At 58.0% G+C, this 20,264-nt stretch carries 17 protein-coding genes; 7 read left to right on the top strand and 10 right to left on the bottom strand.

Annotated features, from left to right (window positions below):
- Positions 1–1,539 (top strand): 2-polyprenylphenol 6-hydroxylase, encoded by a 1,539-nt coding sequence (gene ubiB / locus Q0C28_RS01895; RefSeq protein ID WP_293572953.1) that lies wholly within the window; start codon positions 1–3, stop codon positions 1,537–1,539.
- Positions 1,540–1,546: 7 nt separating this feature from the next.
- On the opposite strand, the gene Q0C28_RS01890 is transcribed toward ubiB, so the two are convergent.
- From Q0C28_RS01890 to dapE, 3 genes are all read right to left on the bottom strand, one after another.
- A complete protein-coding gene (locus Q0C28_RS01890) occupies positions 1,547–2,917 on the bottom strand; it encodes a lytic murein transglycosylase (RefSeq protein ID WP_293572952.1) in 1,371 nt (456 codons plus the stop codon).
- A gap of 130 nt (positions 2,918–3,047) precedes the next feature.
- Complete coding sequence (gene rnr, locus Q0C28_RS01885; RefSeq protein ID WP_293572951.1) at positions 3,048–5,315, bottom strand: ribonuclease R; 2,268 nt, start codon at positions 5,313–5,315, stop codon at positions 3,048–3,050.
- A 90-nt stretch (positions 5,316–5,405) separates the two neighbouring features.
- Entirely contained in the window at positions 5,406–6,578 is a 1,173-nt protein-coding gene (gene dapE / locus Q0C28_RS01880) for a succinyl-diaminopimelate desuccinylase (RefSeq protein ID WP_293572950.1), read from the bottom strand.
- A gap of 336 nt (positions 6,579–6,914) precedes the next feature.
- Here dapE and Q0C28_RS01875 point away from each other — a divergent pair, with 336 nt between their 5' ends.
- The 3 genes from Q0C28_RS01875 (at position 6,915) to Q0C28_RS01865 (ending at position 10,722) form a co-directional block, all read left to right on the top strand.
- Complete coding sequence (locus tag Q0C28_RS01875; protein ID WP_293572949.1) at positions 6,915–8,510, top strand: Hint domain-containing protein; 1,596 nt, start codon at positions 6,915–6,917, stop codon at positions 8,508–8,510.
- On the top strand, positions 8,507–9,592 hold the full coding sequence (locus Q0C28_RS01870; protein ID WP_293572948.1) for a Hint domain-containing protein: 1,086 nt from the start codon (positions 8,507–8,509) through the stop codon (positions 9,590–9,592). Before Q0C28_RS01875 ends, Q0C28_RS01870 begins: the two co-directional genes overlap by 4 nt.
- 74 nt (positions 9,593–9,666) lie before the next feature.
- Complete coding sequence (locus Q0C28_RS01865) at positions 9,667–10,722, top strand: transporter substrate-binding domain-containing protein (protein ID WP_293572971.1); 1,056 nt, start codon at positions 9,667–9,669, stop codon at positions 10,720–10,722.
- A 56-nt stretch (positions 10,723–10,778) separates the two neighbouring features.
- On the opposite strand, the gene Q0C28_RS01860 is transcribed toward Q0C28_RS01865, so the two are convergent.
- Positions 10,779–11,135 carry a hypothetical protein gene (locus Q0C28_RS01860; protein WP_293572970.1) on the bottom strand — a complete coding sequence of 119 codons (357 nt, stop codon included), beginning with the start codon at positions 11,133–11,135 and terminating at the stop codon, positions 10,779–10,781.
- Between the two features lie 161 nt (positions 11,136–11,296).
- Here Q0C28_RS01860 and Q0C28_RS01855 point away from each other — a divergent pair, with 161 nt between their 5' ends.
- Positions 11,297–12,871, top strand: coding sequence for a choice-of-anchor L domain-containing protein (locus Q0C28_RS01855; protein WP_293572947.1), 1,575 nt, complete (start codon positions 11,297–11,299; stop codon positions 12,869–12,871).
- A 71-nt stretch (positions 12,872–12,942) separates the two neighbouring features.
- On the opposite strand, the gene dapD is transcribed toward Q0C28_RS01855, so the two are convergent.
- The 3 genes from dapD to Q0C28_RS01840 all read right to left on the bottom strand — a co-directional run bounded on the left by dapD (position 12,943) and on the right by Q0C28_RS01840 (position 15,475).
- Complete coding sequence (gene dapD, locus Q0C28_RS01850; protein ID WP_293572946.1) at positions 12,943–13,770, bottom strand: 2,3,4,5-tetrahydropyridine-2,6-dicarboxylate N-succinyltransferase; 828 nt, start codon at positions 13,768–13,770, stop codon at positions 12,943–12,945.
- A 124-nt stretch (positions 13,771–13,894) separates the two neighbouring features.
- Positions 13,895–14,494 carry a GntR family transcriptional regulator gene (locus tag Q0C28_RS01845; RefSeq protein ID WP_293572945.1) on the bottom strand — a complete coding sequence of 200 codons (600 nt, stop codon included), beginning with the start codon at positions 14,492–14,494 and terminating at the stop codon, positions 13,895–13,897.
- A 54-nt stretch (positions 14,495–14,548) separates the two neighbouring features.
- Positions 14,549–15,475 (bottom strand): threonine/serine dehydratase, encoded by a 927-nt coding sequence (locus tag Q0C28_RS01840; RefSeq protein ID WP_293572944.1) that lies wholly within the window; start codon positions 15,473–15,475, stop codon positions 14,549–14,551.
- Positions 15,476–15,611: 136 nt separating this feature from the next.
- On the opposite strand from Q0C28_RS01840, the gene Q0C28_RS01835 reads away from it, so the two are divergent.
- Entirely contained in the window at positions 15,612–16,460 is an 849-nt protein-coding gene (locus Q0C28_RS01835) for a TIGR00730 family Rossman fold protein (protein WP_293572943.1), read from the top strand.
- Between the two features lie 70 nt (positions 16,461–16,530).
- Here Q0C28_RS01835 and Q0C28_RS01830 read toward each other — a convergent pair whose 3' ends face one another.
- Complete coding sequence (locus tag Q0C28_RS01830; RefSeq protein ID WP_293572942.1) at positions 16,531–16,740, bottom strand: hypothetical protein; 210 nt, start codon at positions 16,738–16,740, stop codon at positions 16,531–16,533.
- A 246-nt stretch (positions 16,741–16,986) separates the two neighbouring features.
- Between Q0C28_RS01830 and Q0C28_RS01825 the strand changes: the two genes are divergently transcribed.
- Positions 16,987–18,243, top strand: a complete 1,257-nt coding sequence (locus Q0C28_RS01825; protein ID WP_293572941.1) for a metallopeptidase — start codon at positions 16,987–16,989, stop codon at positions 18,241–18,243.
- 33 nt (positions 18,244–18,276) lie between these two features.
- Here the strand turns inward: Q0C28_RS01825 and rlmN are convergent, their stop codons facing one another.
- Both rlmN and Q0C28_RS01815 read right to left on the bottom strand, forming a co-directional pair.
- Positions 18,277–19,467 carry a 23S rRNA (adenine(2503)-C(2))-methyltransferase RlmN gene (gene rlmN, locus Q0C28_RS01820; protein WP_293572940.1) on the bottom strand — a complete coding sequence of 397 codons (1,191 nt, stop codon included), beginning with the start codon at positions 19,465–19,467 and terminating at the stop codon, positions 18,277–18,279.
- A gap of 193 nt (positions 19,468–19,660) precedes the next feature.
- The gene (locus Q0C28_RS01815; RefSeq protein WP_293572939.1) at positions 19,661–20,191 is read right to left on the bottom strand and encodes an invasion associated locus B family protein; all 531 of its coding nucleotides are present in this window, start codon (positions 20,189–20,191) and stop codon (positions 19,661–19,663) included.
- Between the last annotated feature and the right edge of the window lie 73 nt (positions 20,192–20,264).

Raw genomic sequence — 20,264 nt, 5'->3', positions numbered from 1 at the left:
ATGCGTGGCCCCCATAATATCATTCGCCTGATCCGCACAGGCGCCACATTCGAGCGGACCGGCGCAATGCGCGTGGTTCTGGATGCGTTTGAGGCGCCAAAACCTCTGCGCATTTTGGCGCGCACTCTGGGATGGCCGTTCAAGTGGCTGGGCTACAAAGGTGACCCCTCGATGCCTCCGGCAACCCGGGCCCTGACCGCGCTTGGGCCCGCCTACGTCAAGTTCGGCCAGGTGCTTTCCACCCGGCCAGATGTTGTCGGCGATGATCTGGCCCAGCAGCTACGCGTCCTGCAGGACAAACTGCCACCATTTTCTCGCGACGAAGCCATTGCGCAAGTTGAACATGAACTGGGGCAGCCAGTTTCACAGATCTATTCTGAGTTCAGCGAACCGATTGCCGCTGCCTCGATTGCACAAGTGCATCGCGCACGCTTGGCTGACAGTGGCCGCGAAGTGGCCGTGAAAGTGCTGCGGCCGGGTATCGAACGTGCGTTCAACAAAGATGTAGATGCGTTCTACTTTGCTGCGCGCATCGCGGATCTTTTTGCACCGGGCGCACGACGGTTGAAGCCGATGGATGTCATCGAGCATTTCGACGGTGTGGTTCAAGGGGAGTTGGATCTGCGGCTGGAAAGCGCCGCAGCCTCCGAATTTGCCGCCAACACAAAGGATGATGAAGGCTTCCAACTTCCTGAAATCCTGTGGAATCATTCGGCTCGCCGGGTCATGACCCTAGGCTGGGCAGATGGGCTCCCGCTGGGCGATAACGCCGCGTTGGACCAGGCCGGGCACGATCGCGCGGATCTCGCGCAACGGGTGTTGTCGTTATTTTTGCGCCACGCGTTGCGGGATGGGTATTTCCACGCAGACATGCACCAGGGAAATCTGAAGGTCGCAGCAAACGGGGATATCATCGCCTATGATTTTGGCATCATGGGCCATATCGATGAATACACCCGCAGGGTCTATGCAGAGATCCTTTTTGGGTTCATCAAACGAGACTACAAGCGCGTCGCCGAGGTTCATTTTGAAGCGGGGTATGTTCCGGCAGACCGCGACGTGGATGAATTTGCCCGTGCCCTGCGCGCCGTGGGCGAGCCGATCTTTGGGATGGATGCGTCACACATCTCGATGGGGCGGTTGCTGAACTACCTGTTTGAGGTGACCGAACGTTTTGGGATGGAAACACGCACAGAGCTGATCCTGCTGCAGCGCACCATGGTTGTGGTCGAAGGCGTTGCCCGCTCGCTTGATCCACATATCAACATCTGGGAAACCGCACGCCCCGTCGTCGAGGATTACATCAAGAAATCCATCGGCCCACGCGCGGTTATAGGTGACCTGATGAGCACAGCCAAAGTCATGGGGCGGTTCGGACCGCGCCTGCCTGCGCTGGTGGAACAGGCGTTGATCGCCCAAACGCAGCAAGGCGACGGGCGCAACCGCCGAAGGCACCCGGTAATGGCGATGCTGCTGCCCGGCGCAATTGGTGTTGTCCTGGGCATTGCCCTGACCTGTGCAGCGTTGGCGTTCAGCTAGGTCAGCCTCAACGCAACCTCTCCAACACGGCATGGGACGGATACCCATCCGGTATCAGGCCTGATGCCAGCTGAAACGCTCGCACTGCTGCGCGGGTGCGCGGCCCAACGCGGCCGTCAATGCCACCGGTATCAAAACCGGAAGAGGACAGGCGTTGCTGCAGTTCTTTGCGTTCAGATCGGGTCAAAGGGCGGCTGCCGAGGGGCCAATCCCCAGCAAAAGGCCCCGCCCCCTTTATGCGATCGCTCAAGTGACCAACACCGATCACATAGGCATCTGCTGCATTATACCGCTCGATAACCGCGAAATTCTTATAGACCAGAAAGGCCGGACCATTGGCCCCCGCGGGCAACAACAGAGCGGCCTTTCCATGGTTTGGCAAACGGTTGCCAAGGGCCGTAGTCAAACCCAGGCGCCGCCACTCACGGGCGGATTTGATCTGTGTGCGCTCCGCCAATGCATAATCAAACCCGGCCGGCACGCGCACTTCGAGCCCCCAGGGGCGGTCTTTTTCCCAGCCGAATTTTTGCAGGTAAGCGGCGGTTGACGCCAGCGCGTCAGTTGGATCGTCAGACCAGATATCGCGCCGACCGTCACCTGTGAAATCCACAGCATAGTCGAGATACGAGGTGGGCATGAACTGCGTATGCCCCATCGCGCCAGCCCAACTGCCGGTCATATCCTCAGGTCGGACGTCCCCGGCTTGCAGGATGCGCAGCGCTGCGATCAACTGGCTCTCGAAAAACTCTGCCCGGCGCCCCTCAAACGCCAGTGTGGCCAACGAACGGATCACCTCCCGGTTGCCCCGAAAACTGCCAAAATTGCTTTCCATCCCCCAGACGGCGACCACAACCTCTTTATCGACGCCATAAGTTGCCTCAATCCGCTGCAGGGTCGCGTTGTAGTCACGTAGAGCTGCCTGGCCAGTGGCGATCCGATCTGCCGATACGGCCCTGTCGAGATAGGTCCAGATCGGCGTGACAAACTCCGACTGATTGCCATCATTGCGGATGATATCTGGATCAAAGGTCAGATCAGACAGCGCCTGGTCCAACACCTGTGATGCGATCCCTGCAGCTCTGGCGCGGCTGCGGAATGCCACCAGCCAACTGCGGAACCCAGCCGCCAAAGATGCATCTGGCACCCCTTGGGTTCCATCCGGGCGGCTCTGTGGCCTGAGGGAGGAATGGATGACACTCCCCTCACCAAGTGGGCGCCCAGTTGGCCGCAGCGACACCGTTGGCGCAGCCACAATCGAAGGCGCCCAAACAGATGGGGCAGCCTGTGTTGCCTGCGCAGAGGTCGCATCCAGCGCAAAGGCGCACAAGAGGGACGGGCCAAGAAGACCCGCAAAAGAACGGCTCGAACGTGGGGGCATTTGCACCTCCTTATTGTCTGCTCAGGTTCAATCTAACCCTGATTTTCAGACCAACAAAGGAGAGTTGCCGTTGACCCGCGTGCCGGCGGTGCTCCGCCGATCTGCGGAGTCACCTTGTCGAGGCTCCGGACTAGCGGCGCTTGCGCTCCACCTTGCGCTTGACCTTTGCCCGCTTTGCTTTTGCCTTCGCCGCCTTGCGTTTGATGGACCGGCCCGCAGGGCTGCGACGGCCACCGCCACCCCTAACAGGCATGGGGTCATCCCCCAACGCCAACAGCTCCAGCTCCAAGCCGCCCGTGACCGGCGTCGCCTGGGCCAAACGAACGGTAACACGCTGGCCCACCGCAAGGGTCAAACCGGTATCCGCCCCCATGAGGGTCCCGGATTCCGCATCGAAATGAAAAAACTCGCGCCCAATGGATCGCACCGGAACCAACCCATCTGCTCCGGTATCGTCCAGCTTTACAAAACAGCCAAACCGCGCGACACCACTGATACGACCTTCGAATTCATTCCCCACGCGCTCGGACAGATATGCAGCCAGATAGCGATCCGTTGTGTCCCGCTCTGCCATCATCGAGCGGCGTTCGGTATCCGAAATCTGGGTCGCTGTTTGCTCCAGACGTTCGATATCTTCGCTTGTCAGCCCGTCATCGCCCCAGCCATGCGCCCGCACCAGAGATCGGTGGACGATCAGATCCGCATAGCGGCGGATCGGCGAGGTGAAATGAGCGTAGTTGCGCAGTGCCAATCCAAAGTGACCAAAATTCTCAACGTTATAATAGGCCAGCTGCATCGACCGCAGCGTGGAGATATTGATCAGCTCGGCATCATCCGTGCCCGCAGCCCCGTTCAACAGCGCGTTCAAATGGCGAGTTTGCAGAACCTGTCCCTTCGCAAGCGACAGCCCAGCCGCACGGGCGGTTTCACGCAAGGCCTCCAGTTTCTCGGGAGCCGGTTCTTCATGAACCCGGAACAACTGCGGTGCGCGTTTCTGGATCAACGTCTCCGCAGCCGCCACATTGGCCAGGATCATGAACTCCTCGATCAGCTTGTGTGCCTCCAGCCGATCGCGGAAATTCACCGAAACCACGGTGCCTTTGTCGTCCAGAACGATTTTACGTTCCGGCAGATCCAGATCAAGCGGCTGGCGTGCGGCGCGGGCTTTGGTCAGCGCAGCATAAGCAGCATAAAGCGGCGCAATCACGGTGTCCAAAAACGGCTGTGTCCGTTCATTGGGCGCCCCATCCATTGCCTCCTGCACCTCCGCGTAATGCAATGATGCGGCGGATTGCATCAAGCCGCGCACAAACCGGTGGCCAATCTTGTTCCCGTCCGCATCAATCTGCATCCGAACCGCGATACAGGCGCGCGGAACCCCTTCGTGCAAACTGCAGAGATCACCAGACAACCGGTCTGGCAGCATCGGGACAACTCGGTCTGGGAAATAGCTAGAGTTTCCCCGTTTTCGCGCTTCGCGGTCCAATGCGCTACCCGAGCGCACATAGGCCGCCACATCTGCAATCGCGACCCAGATGACATGGCCACCGGGGTTGTTGGGATCGTCATCAGCATGGGCATAGCAAGCATCGTCGTGGTCGCGTGCATCTGCCGGATCAATGGTGATCAACGGCAACTCACGCAGATCTTCCCGCCCTTTCAGCCCCATGGGCTTGGCAGCATCCGCTTCTGCGATCACCGCATCGGGAAAATGATCCGGGATACCATGCTGATGGATCGCAATAAGCGACACGGCTTTGGGCGCCGAGGGATCGCCCAAACGCTCAACCACACGAGCCCGCGGCAGGCCCAGACGGGTTTTGGGGCCAGCCTGCTCTGCTTCGACCAGTTCCCCGTCGCGCGCACCATGGGTGGCATTCTCCGCCACCATCCATTCATTGGAGGCCGCTTTGTCGATGGGGACAATCCGCCCACCTTCGTCATGACGGCGGAAGATACCGATCAGGCGGCGCGGATTGGTACCTATGCGCCGGATCAACCGGGCCTCGTAATGATAATCCTGATCCTGCACCAGCGTCAGGCGCGCCAGGATCCGATCCCCAGCACCAAGGGCGGGATCAGAGGCTCTTGGCATGACCAAGACAAGCGGCTCCACACCTTCGCCGTGCCATTCCAGCGGGCGCGCAAACAGATCTCCGTCTTCGTCCGGGCCCTTGATCTGCAAGATCGTCACCGGGGGCAGCCTGTCGGGATCACGGTAGGTTTTTTTCCGCTTCTCCAGATGGCCTTCGGCCTCCAGCTCTTTCAGGATGCGTTTCAAATCGATCCTGTCTGAGCCTTTGATGCCAAATGCCTTGGCGATATCGCGCTTGGAGTTATGGGTCGGATGGGCTGAAATCCATTCCAGGATCTCTGCCTTTGAAGGTATACGGGTCATATGCCCCAGCTAGCACGCCCAGCGCCCGAGGTCATGGTGAAAAGAACATCCACCAGGCCCCCGCCGCTATGGGCACATAGCTACCCTGGCTTAGCGATCAGATGCGAAATAAGTCTCAAGGATCCGGGCATAGATCGATTTGAGCTGATGGATATGCGCAATCTCCACCCGTTCATCCACCTGATGCATGGTCTTGCCAACCAGCCCAATCTCTACCACCGGGCAATGCGATTTAATGAAGCGCGCATCAGATGTGCCACCTGTCGTGGACAGTTCGGGGCAACGCCCGGTTTCAGCTTCGACCGCTGCGCAAACCAAATCCGAAAGCGGGCCTGGAGGCGTGATGAAACTTTCACCAGAGATTTTGACACGCATGTCAATCTCAACCCCAAACTCCGCCGCAACGCGATCCGCTTCTGCCTGCAGCCATTGGGTCAGGCTCTCGCCGCTGTGGGCATCGTTGAACCGGATGTTCACAGTCGATTTTGTCTGTGCAGGGATCACATTGGTGGCCGGGTTGCCTGTGTCGATGGTCACAACGGCCAAGGTAGAGGCGTCGAAGTGTTCTGTGCCCTGATCCAGTTCGTGGCTGGCCAAGCGATCCATCAGCCGTGCCATCGCGTTCAGCGGGTTATTGGCGCGATGTGGGTAGGCGGAATGCCCCTGAACGCCGGTGACCGTAAACCAAGCCGACAAAGATCCCCGACGGCCGATTTTGATCATCTCCCCCATCTCGTTGGGGCAAGTTGGCTCCCCGACCAGACAGACCGACATTTTTTCTCCCGCCGCTTCCATATGCTCCAAGATGGCAAGAGTGCCATCCACCGCATCGCCCTCTTCATCACCTGTGATGGTGATGAGAACCGCTCCCTCTGGCGGTGTGTTGCGCACATGATCAACAGCAGCGGCCACGAACGCCGCGACCCCCGATTTCATGTCCGTTGCGCCACGACCATAAAGGAAGCCGTCTTTCTCTTCCGCTCCGAACGGATCGACGGTCCAGGCAGCCACATCGCCCACCGGCACAACATCCGTATGCCCGTTAAAGCCAAGCGTCTTTGGGTGCGCCAGATCCCCCCAGCGCGCGACCAAATTGCTGACATCACCCCGGTCGCAACGTTGGCAGGAAAATCCAGCCTCTGTGAGCAAGCTTTCAAGCAGCACCAACGCGCCCCCTTCTGCTGGGGTAACAGAAGCGCAGCGGATCAGATCAGCCGTCAACTGATGTGGATCCAGCGGCTGGATAGGATTGCTGTTGGTCATTGGGGCCTCCGAATTGCTGCCCTTGGCTACCCCGGTTTCCGCCTGGGTGCAAATTTGCAGGCAGACCCTGCAATAGTGGCTTGTGACCCAATTACCGCGCTGAGGCGCATTTTGAAGGTCCACCACAGGCAATGACAGACAACGCCGCAGAAAAAGGCTAAGAAGGCGTTAACAAAAATACGAGGCAGAGCATCAGGGGTTTGAACCACCGTAAAAGCGGGGTCACACAACCCAATCCCGAAAGCGCGCAGGGCAGGCCCAATGATGGTCTGCTGCTCGGCGACTTAGGATCCCCTATACGATGAACTCAGCCTCATCCTTTGGGTGAACAGGCACATGGTGGCAGCGTCAGAGCTGACATATAATACAAATGCGACTGCGCTTGAGATGGCTGAAACCATCTTCGGAGATGGCGTCGAGGTGCGCGATGCCACTTACACCGGCGATAGCCGGGCCTCTGCAATCTACTCCGATGGGGACAGCATCGCTCCGGGCGCGACACCTGCTGATACAGGGATCATCCTGTCTACTGGCCAGGCCACGGCCTTTACCAATTCAACTGGGCAGGCCAACCAGTCAAACAGCCAGACAACGGCCAACAATGGCCCAAATAACGACCCGACGTTCAATGCCGCCGCGGGCCAACAGACATTTGATGCGTCTTATCTTGATGTGACATTTGTCCCGGACGCGTCCGTCATGACGTTGCAGTTCGTCTTTGCGTCCGAGGAATACCCTGAATTCCAAAACTCCATCTATCAGGATTTTGTTGGGGTGTGGGTCAATGGTCAGATGGTCGAACTGGAGTTCGGCGACGGGGACACCGATCCGGGCAATGTGAACTCCACCAACAACGCCAACCTCTTCCTCGACAACTCCAACAGTGACTTCAACACTGAAATGGATGGCCTGACCGTCACGATGACACTGACGATGCAGGTGAACCCAGGGGTGGAAAACGACATCCGCATCGGGATTGCCGATGTGTCAGATGGCAGCTACGACAGTAATCTGCTCATTGCGGCCGGATCCGCCCAAACCAGTGTCATTGCCAACACAGACAGTTTTCAGGTCGGGCCTAATGAAACCCGCGTGATTGATGTTCTCGACAATGACAGCAGCAGCAACAACAGCACGCTGACCGTCACCCACATCAACGGAACCGCAGTCAGCGCTGGTGACACGATCACACTGCCGACCGGTCAGCAGGTCCAGCTGAACGCGGATGGCACGCTCACCATGATTGGGGATGGTGACGCCGAAGACTTCACCTTCACCTATACCGCAAGCGATGGCATCAACAGCGCGGTCGGCATTGTCGAAGCCACCTCTGTCCCTTGTTTTGTCGCAGGCACCCGATTGACAACCGATGCAGGCCAGACACCGGTAGAGGCGCTGCAAATCGGCGATCTTGTGATGACCAGAGACCAAGGTCTGCAACCCGTTCGCTGGGTCGGGCAACGCACTGTGGCCGCACAGGGCAATCTCGCCCCTATTCACATCTTGGCACAGACCCTGAGCGATTATGACGGACACGGAGATCTGTTGGTCTCCCCACAACATCGGATCCTATTGCGTGATGGGCTGGCGGAGATGCTCTTTGGGGCGTCCGAAGTGCTGGTCGCAGCCAAGGATCTGGTGAACGACCATTCGGTCCGCCGCAAAACCGGGGGCCAGGTCACATATGTTCATGTGATGTTTGACAACCATCAATTGGTCGACAGCGAAGGAATCCTGACAGAGAGTTTCTTGCCCGGCCCCCAAACCAGCCGCCAATTCAGCCCGGATGTGCTGTCAGAGCTGCGCGAGATTTTCCCGGAACTGGACCCGCTCACAGGCAAAGGATATGGGCCAGCGGCACGGCCGAGCCTGCGCAAACACGAGGCCAAGCTGCTCTGCGCTGCCATCACATCGCGGGAACAAATGCAATGAGCTGGCTCGCGGCACGCTGCCCTCACGCCACCCAGGCCATCCGATATCCCCTGCCTTCCACAGCGATGCATGGCCCCCTGATGACAACCGGCAGCATCTGCCTGGATCTGCTGCTGGAGGATGGGCAGGATTTCGGGGCGCTGGTGGCATTCGATCCGCACGCGGACTGGCAGATGGCATTTTCCATCGACCGCGTCGATATCGGTATCTTTGCGGTGCGCCTGTCCCAAAACGGGCGCCCACGAGAGATACAGCTCACCGTGCCGGATGGACACCAAACCGGATTAGAAGGGCCAGCGCGGCTGATTTATGCCTGGGATAGTCTGACCCGATGGGGGCGACTGACGTTGATGATGCCCTCGGGGGCCAATCTGGTATCCGTTGATGTCAAAGCCCCGCCTCCCTTGCCGCGTTGTCAGGTCCTGGACATGCTGGACACTCTGCCGGACCGCGCAATGGACAGCGGCCTCATCGGCTGCAGTATCAATGACCAGATTGTACCTGCCGCCCCTTTCGCAGGCCTGTGTCCCAGTACAAGGATCGCGACCCCTGGCGGGCCCCGTTCGCTGCAAGATCTAAAACGTGGGGATCTGGTGCTGTCGGAAGACGGCGATTTTGTCCCCATCCTATACAAGCTGTCCCGCAAGCGCCCCAGCATCGGCCATGATGCAATTGTATGCCTGCGGGCCCCATATCTGGGCCTGCAACAGAACCTGTCCATCGCCGCACAACAGCGTGTGGTCGTCGCCGGAGATGATGTGGATTACCTGTTCGGCCAACCACAGGTACGCGTTCCAGCACAGGCCTTGCAAAACTCTGCCTTCACTGTTCCCACGCCGGGGAACGCTGGTGATTTGGCCGTTCTGTCTCATGTTGTCTTGCCCGGAAATCAGCGGATCTGGGCAAACGGTGCTTTGGTCGAAACGCTGTTTTTGGGCCGCCTACGGCGCGACCGCAACGGGTTGGCAGCCAGTGCTCTTGCGCATTTGGACCGCAATGACCTTCCCGAACATCGCAGTGACGGAACGCCAGTGTTGCGCAGCTTTGATGCCGCAGTGCTCGCGGAACGCCGCATCGCCTGATCACGACGCTTGCCTGAGCCAAATTGTCAGCCTAATCAGATTCAGACTTGCAGACTTTTGGAACCTATCAGACCGTGCGCCGCCTTCTTTCTCCCTTTCTGTTCCTGATCACCCTGCTTGGCGGCCCTGCCGCAGCAGAGATCTTGACCATCAGCACGGTGACACGCCCGCCATTTTCGATGCCGGACGGGGACCGCGAAACAGGCTTTTCCATCGATCTGGTCCGCAGCATCGCCGACCGTCTGGGTTGGGAGTATGAGATCGTCCGAACGGACACGTTCGGAGGTATGCTGGATCTTGTGGAAGATGGCGCTGTCGATATGGCTGCGGCAAATATCTCCATCACTGCTGCACGTGAAACAGTGATGGATTTCAGCCATCCGATTTTCGAAAGCGGTCTGCGCATCATGGTATCGGCCGATGACGTCAGTCAGCCTTCTTTGCTACGGGTTCTGTTTTCCGCTGATCTGATGATCGCGATCGTTGTCGCGGTGGTCCTGCTGATGGGCGGCGGCATGATGATGTGGGGCCTGGAGCGACGGGCACAGCCCTACTTTGATCGCCCCTTGAAAGAGGCCTGGTTCCCATCGTTTTGGTGGGCGTTAAACCTGGTCGTGAATGGCGGCTTCGAAGAACGGGTGCCGCGCACGCCGATTGGCCGGGTTTTTGGCGTCATCCTGGTCGTAGCCTCGTTGTTTGTGGTGTCTTTGTTTGTGGCAAAAATCACAGCCGTCATGACGGTCGAGGCCATCAGCGGTTCGATCAATTCGGTCAATGACCTTTATGGTAAAAAGGTATCTACTATTTCGGAATCGACAGCAGCACGTTTCCTGGACCGGCGCGACATCAGCTATCGCGGCTACACAGATCTGACCACCTTGCTACAGGACTTTGAAACCGGCGCTGCCGATGTAGTGGTGTTCGATGCGCCCGTTTTGGATCACTACATGGAGCGCGATGGACAGGCACATGGCCATCCTGTTGGACAGGTCTTCCTGCGCGAAGACTACGGCCTCTTGCTGCCAGATGGCTCACCACATCTTGAGCAGGTCAATCAGACCCTGCTGGCGCTGCGCGAAAGTGGTGAATACGCTGACATCTACCGGAAGTGGTTCGGCAAGGCGCCGTAAGCGACGTGAGTGTTTACCAACCAAACTGATTCAGTGAAATCTGGGCACCAGAGCCCTTAGTGCATGGTTTGTCCCTGCAGCTCTTCGCCATCAAAGAAGGGCGTCATCTGCGCCACGATCACTGAGTTCTCATCCAGCGCGCGCTGCATCAGCGCCCGTTCTTCATCAGGAATCTCATGGCCCTCAGCTTCGCGCTCGGCGATTGTGCCATAACCTGTCACATCCAACGGCGCGGTATCCGCTTGTTTCAGGATCGCCACCGTCTCACGCACGGCTTCGGCCTCATCCACACCGGAGGCATAGATCATCAAAGCGGCACCAGTGGCACCCTCAGGCAGCCCGTCCCCGTCCTTCCGCCCGATCTGGACAATCAAGGTGTAGACTTGCTGGCGTGAGGTTTTTTTCTTTTCCATAGGCTCGCCATATCGTCCGCCCTGCACAGGGTCAACCTGCCCCACCAGAATGAGACGTCGCAGCAGGGCCGGAGCGAGGCGCAGCAGGGGCCGGTTAATCGTATCCTCATCTACATATGGTTGAGTATCCGAAGGATCATCTGTCATCCAGGAGGTACGCTGTGCCGACAGCTTCGGAACTGCCAGTCAACATTGATGCAACAGCCAATGAAATGGCCGAAGAGATGTTCGGCAACGGGATCACCATTCTGGATGCCAGCTATACCGGGGCAACCGTGGCCTCCGGTATCTATAGCAATGGCAATGCTTTGGCACCGGGTGTCACCCCGGCAGACACCGGTGTAATCCTGTCCACGGGAAGTGCGCGCAGCATCACCAACAGCAGCGGCGATGTGAACGTCCGGGCCAACACGACCACAGTCAACAACACCGCCGGCGACGCCGAGCTAACGGCGATTGCCGGGCAAAATACCTTCGATGCTGCCATCTTCGAAGCGGAGTTTGTGCCGCAAGGCTCCACACTGACGATGCAGTTCATTTTCGCATCAGAAGAATACCTTGAATATGTATCCTCCGGCTTCAACGACTCCGTCGGTGTCTGGGTCAATGGCGTGCAGGCGGAAATGACCATCGGGTCAGGCGATATCTCCATCGACAACATCAATCCCGACAGCAACGAAAACCTCTATATCGACAACGATCGAAGCGACGACAATTTCAATACGGAGATGGATGGCTTTACGGTCACCTTGACGCTGACCGCACCGGTCAATCCTAACGAAAGCAACTCCATCAAAATCGGGATCGCCGATGGGGGTGACCGGTCTTTTGACTCCAACCTTCTGATTGCCGGGGATTCCATCCAGACCGCTCTGGTGGCAAATGACGACGCGGTAACTGTTCAGGAGGGTGACACCGCAAATGTGGATGTGCTGGCCAATGACATGCAAATCAATGGCGCAGCACTCACGATTACCCATATCAATGGCCAGCCGGTCGTGGCAGGCAGCTCGGTCACGCTCGCGGATGGCGAGGTGGTCACGCTGAACAGCGACGGCAGCTTCACAGTCGCGGGCCAGGACGATGTAGACAGCGACACGGACACCACATTTTCCTACACTGTCGAAGATAGCGTCGGAAACACCGACACGGGGTTTGTCACGCTCACCACCACCCCATGTTTTGTCGCAGGTGTTCTGATTGATACGGTTGATGGCCCCCGCGCGGTCGAGGATTTGACCCCCGGCACGCTTGTCTTGACCCGCGACCATGGCCCGCAGCCATTGCGATGGATCGGCCGTAGCACCCGGCGCGCTCTTGGCGCGGAGGCGCCCGTGATCTTTGCAAAAAACGCTCTTGGCCAACATGCACAAACAGCGCTGTCGCCCAATCACCGTGTTCTGGTGCGGTCAGCCTGGGCAGAGGTTCTGTTTGGACAATACGAAGTCTTGGTGAAGGCCAAAGATCTGATCAATGATCGCAGCATCCGGCCGCGGGCTGACGGCGAGTTGGTGACCTATGTCCATTTGTTGTTTGACAGTCACCAGATCATCTGCGGCGATGGCCTGGAAAGCGAAAGCTACCATCCCGGCGAACAAACCCTGCACAGCTTCGATCCCGAAACCCGAGCAGAAATCCTGGACTTGATGGCGGATGGCATGGGTATCAATGCGCCCAGCGCCCGGCTCTCACTGAAGCCTCATGAGCGGGCATTATTGGGGACTGTCACCCAGTAAAGGTGCCGCCCCGGCATGAGGTGGGGCGACACAGACGTTGACCAAAGTCACGCAGTCAGTTGATCGGACGATCAGTCACGCAGCAGATCATTGATCCCGGTTTTGGAACGGGTCTTTTCATCGACGCGCTTCACAATCACAGCGCAATAAAGGTTCACGCCATTCTTCGACGGCATGGAACCCGCCACAACAACCGAATAAGGTGGAACTTCGCCATACATCACCTCGCCGGTTTCCCGGTCGACGATTTTGGTGGACTGACCGATGAAAACGCCCATGCCCAATACGGACCCCTCACGGACGATACAGCCTTCGACGACCTCGGACCGGGCACCAATGAAGCAATTGTCTTCAATGATGGTCGGGCCCGCCTGCATCGGCTCCAGCACGCCACCGATACCAACGCCACCGGACAGGTGAACGTTTTTACCGATTTGGGCACAGGACCCAACGGTGGCCCATGTGTCGACCATGGTGCCTTCATCAACATAAGCACCCAGGTTGACGAATGATGGCATCAGCACAACACCGGGCGCGATGTAGGCAGATTTGCGAACCACACAATTGGGCACCGCACGGAAGCCTGCATCTTTCCACTGGCTGTCGCCCCAGCCTTTGAACTTGCTGTCAACCTTATCCCACCAGCCAGACCCCTGTGGGCCGCCAGACTGCTCTTCCATGTCTTTGATTCGGAAGCCAAGCAGCACGGCTTTCTTGGCCCATTGGTTCACATGCCACGAGCCGTTCTCTTGCCGCTCTGCGACCCGCAACTTGCCGGAATCCAGCGCGTTCAGCGTGTCTTCGATGGCTTCGCGCTGCTCCCCTGTGGTGGCGGGGGAAATGGTATCACGGGCCTCCCAAGCGGCCTCGATTGCGGTTTCCAGCTGAGCGTTGGACATGTGTCGTCTCTCCGGGGTGAAAGTGGCTTGTTCGTCTTGTGGCGGTTACATAACCGCAATTTGCCCCGGGGTCATGTGCGTATTGCGTCAAAGCGCAGTGCCGCAGCGCCTCTTTGCTTCTGTCCTACCGCACACGCCGCAGATGGCGGCGCAAAATATCACAGGCGGTCTGGACATCCCTCCGCCGGATGGCCTGCACCACCAGCGCATGATCCGTATCCACCCGCTGCGTCCAGCGTTGTTTCCAGTTGGCAAAGAGGTGCCGGGCCGAGGCGATATGCAAATCATCAATCGTCGCCATCAGCCTTGGCATCTGGCAAGGGGCCAGGATCACCCGATGAAAAGCGCGGTTTTTCTGTTCCCAGTCGGGCATGGTCGTTGCCGCATCACAAGCCAGCCGCGCTGCATCCGCCGCTGCAATGTCCTCAGGCCCGTAGTGGGCAAAGGCGTTTTGCAGCGCCAGCAATTCCAGCGACACCCGCATCTCGACCACTTCGCGAATTTCGCTGGGATCCAACGCCGTGACCCGCATGCCCCGGCGCGGAATGGACTTTGCCAGCCCATGAGCTTCCAGACGCAGCAGCGCCTCGCGGACAGGAACGTGACTGGTACTGAACTCTCGTGCGATATGATCCTGGCGCAGCTTTTCACCAGCGGGGAGCGCCCCGGTGACGATGCGGTTGCTCAGCTCTTGATAGATCGTATCGGAAATTGTGGCGCTCATGGCACGACCAACGGCCACTGTAGACCAACTGATAAGGGCGCTGCGGTCATCACCTCACCCCAGCGGGTCTGGGGCGATGTTTCCGCCACACAGCAATACCGCAACGCGCTCCCCTGGCTCCGGCGTATAGACGCCACTGGTCAGCGCTGCCAGAGCGGTTGCTCCTGCTGGCTCCACGAGCAACCGTCGCTCACGCCAGAGCTTGCTTTGCGCATCCACGATCGCCGCATCGGAAACAGTGACCGACTGGCAGGATGTAGCGTGGTCTTGGGCAAGGCCGAAACAGATCTCACCGATCTTTCGCGCACCCAGCGCATTGGCGGCAACCCCTGAGACGTCCACATCAACCGGCTGGCCAGCAGCCAGCGCACTGTGTAGCGCGCAGCTTGTTTCCGGCTCTACCGCGATGATCCGTTTGGCGCCGCCATACCAGGCAAGCGCACCCGAAATCAGGCCGCCGCCACCAACAGCAATCAACATAGTATCCGCATCCAGCCCCTGTTCATCCCACTCGACAAAACAGGTGCCCTGCCCTGCAACCGTCGCAGCCGCGTCATAGGCATGAACCTGCATCGCACCGGTAGCGGTTTCATACGCGCGGGCCTGATCCAGCGCATTGGCATAGGCTCCCGGCACCACTTCAAGCTCGGCGCCCGTACTGCGGATCAGAGCCACTTTGGCGGGGCCCGCAATCTCTGGCACATAAACACGCGCCTTAAGTCCCAGTTGATGCGCTGCAAAAGCAACCGCAGCGCCATGATTGCCACCAGAGGCCGCAACAATCCCGGCTTCGGGAACAGGCTCTGACAACAGCGTGTTGAAAGCGCCACGCGCCTTGAAGCTGCCGGTGTGCTGCATGTGCTCCAGCTTAAGAGAGACAGGATAGGACAAGCCAAATCCACGGGTCTCCATCACTGGTGTGCGCTGAATATGCGCCGCGATGCGCCCCGCTGCCAAGGAGATCTCCTGTGACCAGTCCATAGTCCGCCCTTTCTTTGCTTGGCGCTGAACCTAAGCCATGCGGCTGCGGACGCAAGCCCTGATCCGGACTGGCACCAACACCTGCGAGCCGCTATGACTGGTGGTCCTTACATCATAACGAGAAAGCAGGTTTGCCATGACAGATGATCGCCATAGCCGATTTCGAGACGCTCACTCTGATCGCAGCCAGGCCGCGCATGTGCCCTCCACCCCACAGACAGAATCGCCAGCCTATCGGTTGGCATTTGCAGACGGGGACTTTCTGTGTCGGGACGAACTGCGCCCCGTCCGCTTGCAATTGGAGCTTCTGAAGCCCGAAATGATGTTGGACGAACATGGGATCGAAAGCACGATTGTCATGTTTGGCGGTGCGCGGATCCCCGCGCCAAAGGACAAAGACAAGGCCCGCACCCAGACGCTGCGGGATCTATCCCATTTTTATGACGAAGCCCGCAAATTTGCGAAGCTGATGACAGAACGGTCGATGGCAAACGGCGGAAAATCGGATGTGATTGTCACAGGCGGCGGGCCTGGCGTTATGGAAGCCGGCAATCGCGGGGCGCAAGATGCAGGTGGCGCGTCTGTGGGGCTCAATATCGTTTTGCCGCATGAACAAGCGCCCAACCCGTATGTGACACCGGACCTGTGTTTCAACTTTCACTATTTCGCATTGCGGAAAATGCACTTCCTGATGCGCGCGCGCGCGATCACCGTCTTCCCTGGCGGGTTCGGCACAATGGATGAAATGTTCGAAACGCTTACCCTGATCCAGACCGGCCGGATGGAGCGCGTGCCATTCCTGTTGTTCGGTCAGGCGTTTTGGGAACGGATCATCAACTGGGACGCGCTCGCAGATGCGGGCACGATTTCAGAAGAGGATCTGGATCTGTTCCGCTTTGTCGAAACCGCCGAAGACGCCATTGAACTGATCAACAACTGGGCGCCAGCACCACCGCGGGACACTCTGCCAGGGCGTACGACCTGAGGCGGTGCGTTGTCAGGCCAAAGGCCGAGATGCTGATATCACATCCGGCCGACGCCGTGCTGTAGGATGATCAGGCGAAGTCTTTGGGCAATACCCCGACAGGCAAACCTTTGGGCAGGCGGGTGAGAATCTGGCTGCCCCCGACATCAGAAATGCCATAGCCATAGCCGCGCAAACGGAACTTCCATTCTCGTCGGCTAAGCGCCTTGGTACGTTCGCTACGGACAAGATCGAGCAGTTGGGGTTCAATCTGCGCGGCCATCGTTGAAACTACGGTCATCGTCTCGTTCTCCCTTGTTACAGTGTTTCCAAAAATGAAACTGTCCGGGGGAAATGGCGAAAATGTTGCGCAATTTAGCAGATTCCAAGGCAGTGATCCGCTGCTCGCATCACGCTGTCCATACAACCAGGGCTAATCAGTTGAGCTGACAGCACAAACAGGCGATCTGCTTAAAAACCCCAGTTTGGGCCAATACTGGCCACATTTCCTCATCACCATGTCTACAACCGTTTGTGGAGTGGACTGATGGCACGCGTTTCGGATTATTCAGCGTTATTGTACTACCTTGATGGCGATCATTTTCGCTGGAACTCACCGATGGAGGTCGGAACCCAGGCCGTGGTCACCTATCGTTTCCTGGACGAGAGCCAGCTCGGAGATCCAAGTAATGATCCCACCGGTGCGACCAGCTATTGGACCTTCACTGATGCGCATCAGGACCTGTTCCGCGAAGTCGCCGCAAAATATGAGGCCATTTCTGGGATCCGATTCGTCGAAGTCGACGGTCCAGCGATGATCAATGCCTTCGGGTTTGATGGAGGCGAAGCTGGTGGCTATGCGAATATCGCGATGTCCGATCATGGCGTCACCATCAACGGATCCTTTGCCATCGGCACAGCAGACATGGATGTGGGCACCTATGGCTATGTCACCCTGCTGCATGAACTGGGGCATGCCCTTGGCCTGCAGCACCCCCATGACGGCAGTCTGACACTCGTCCCACAGTCTGACATTCCCGAACACACGGTCATGACATACAACCATGCTCCCAACTACGTCACAGAGCTTGGGACATTCGACATTCAGGCGATGCAGCATCTCTATGGCACCGCTGACAGTTTTGGCACCGCACTCGAAGGCAATGAATGGGAAATACTCGGCGGCCAGGGCTCACCCATCATCATCCGCGCCAATGCCGAAGACAACACGATCATTGGCACCAATGAAGCCACGACAATCAATGGCAAAGAAGGTCACGACCATATTCAGGGCCGAGAGGCCAATGATATCCTGCGTGGCAGCCAGGGTCGCGACACCGTTGTCGGCGGGCTTGGCGACGATCGTCTGTTTGGTGGCAATGGTCATGACACACTGATCGGCGGGTTGATCGACGATGGCTATTCCGGTGGTCCGGACAGCGACAGACTGTTTGGCGAACGCGGGAATGACTTACTCGCAGGCGGCGCGGGCACTGATCTTCTATCCGGGGGCCGTGGCCGTGACACGCTGATTGGTGGCGATGGCGCAGATACCCTCACAGGCGGTATGGGCGCAGATACCTTTGTATTTGATTTCGCAGATATCGGCGAGACGGATCAAATCACGGATTTCGGGCGCGGTGCGGACGTCATCGACCTCTCTGGCCTTTGGATCGGTGGTTTGGATCAGGTCGGAATCAGCATCGACAATGCGGACACCATCCTCAGTCTGACGAACACATTCGAACTCAGACTCGCTGGTTTCAGCGAATCTCTAGACGCATCAGATTTCATTTTCGGTTGAGGCAGCCGGGGACCTGCCCAGCGAGGCCGGGGTTCAGGGGTTAATCCCTGCCTCGGCCTCGATCTGTTTGCGGCTTTTACGCGCCCGCTCTGTCGCAGATTTCAGCTGGCCACAGGCAGCCATGATATCATCACCACGCGTCTTCCGGATCGGCGAGGCGTAGCCTGCCTGATAAATGATGTTCGCAAAGGCGCGGATGCGGTTGTTTGAGGACCGTTTGTATGGGCTACCCGGCCATTCATTGAAAGGGATCAGGTTGATCTTTGCCGGAATCTTGTAGCGTTCGATATGCTCGATCAAACGGTGGGCGTCCTCGTCGCTGTCGTTCACCCCATCCAGCATCACGTATTCAAACGTAATGCGTTCGGAATTAGATGCCTTGGGATAATCCGCCAGCGCCTGCAGCAGCTCATCGATGTTCCACCGCTTGTTGATCGGAACCAACACATCGCGGGTTTCATTGGTGGTCGCATGAAAGGAGATCGCCAACAGGCAGCCGATTTCCTGCGCGGTACGTGCAATCTCTGGCACCACACCAGAAGTAGACAGCGTAATCCGGCGGCGGCTCAGCGAAATGCCCTCAGGATCCATGGCGATCTTCATCGCGTCGCGCACGTTTTCAAAGTTGTAGAGCGGCTCTCCCATGCCCATCAGAACGATGTTGGACAAACGCCGGGTTTCGTCCTTTGGGGCACCGGGGACAGGCCATTCTTCCAGATCATCACGGGCCATCATCACCTGACCGATGATCTCACCTGGGGTGAGATTGCGCACCAGTTTCTGGGTTCCCGTATGACAGAATGAACAGGTCAGCGTGCAACCCACCTGCGAAGAAACACACAGCGTGCCGCGATCTTCTTCGGGGATATAGACAACCTCGACCTCATGCCCGCCCGCGATACGCACAAGATATTTCCGCGTCCCATCGGTGGAGATCTGGCGGCTCACAACCTCGGGCGTTGAAATCTCGAATGTCTCGGCCAGCTGCGCGCGATAGGCATTCGCTAGGTTTGTCATATCGGCAAAATCACGTTTGCCCCACTGATAGATCCACTGCCAGATCTGGCCAACACGCATCTTGGCCTGTTTTTCTGGCGTCCCATGTTCGATAAGCGCCTCGCGCATCTGGTCACGGGTCAAGCCGACAAGATTGATCTTGCCGCCCTCCGGCAACTTGCGAGGCAGGGTCATTACATCCTGGGTAATGGGCGCTGTGACAGTCATGGCAACGGGACTCGTGGCTGTGGCGGTGGATGCGGCTCTATATAGGAATTTAGGCTGAGATCAAAAGGAATCCTGAAAAAATCACTGCAAGGCCGATGCCCGCGCTGCGCAAACCATAATAGTCGTGACCCCGAAACAGAAAAACCCCAGCACAAGCCGGGGTTTCACATGAAACGGTTGATCCAAAATCGGATCAGAAGCAGCGTTTTTCCGCTTCATCGACGGCTGCGGTGAACCCAAGCAATGAGAACGTATCCTTGGTCTGGGTGCCCCGCGCGGAGCGACCAATCAAAACGGCCTGTGCGCCGCGCTTCATGGCCGTGATGATTTTCGCATCATCCGATGCTGTCGCAGGCCAAGCCCATTCGCCTTCGGTGAACAGTTCAAAATCGGTATCACCAACCGCTAGGTTCACAGTTGAACCCGGAGCAAACGGGTATCCACCCGTAAAAGTGATTTGGCCATTCTTTCCAGTGTCTGGGCGGAAAAAGACAAACAGCTGAATTTTACCGCGACGCACCGCCTTCACGCGACCATCACGGGTATTGACGGTTTCCTTCGGGGCGGACACGCCCCAACATTCCTTTGGGCTTTCGCCCTGGAAAACGCTCCAGTCGACGTTACTGGCCACGCGGTTGTCTGTTTCTGCCTGCTGTGCAGTTGCGCTGGTCGCCAGCGCGGCCAGACACAGGCCCGCGACACTGCGGACGAGTTTTGATGTCATTTGTCCCGACTCCAAGACTGTCTTACCTCAAACTAGCAAAGGCCATGCAGCGTTCTCTCCGCTGTCTGGTCCC

It is taken from the genome of Phaeobacter sp. (assembly GCF_022825805.1).
Taxonomy (GTDB): domain Bacteria; phylum Pseudomonadota; class Alphaproteobacteria; order Rhodobacterales; family Rhodobacteraceae; genus Phaeobacter.
The sequence above is the reverse complement of the archived record's forward strand: the minus strand, read 5'-3'. Positions and strand labels throughout refer to the sequence as shown.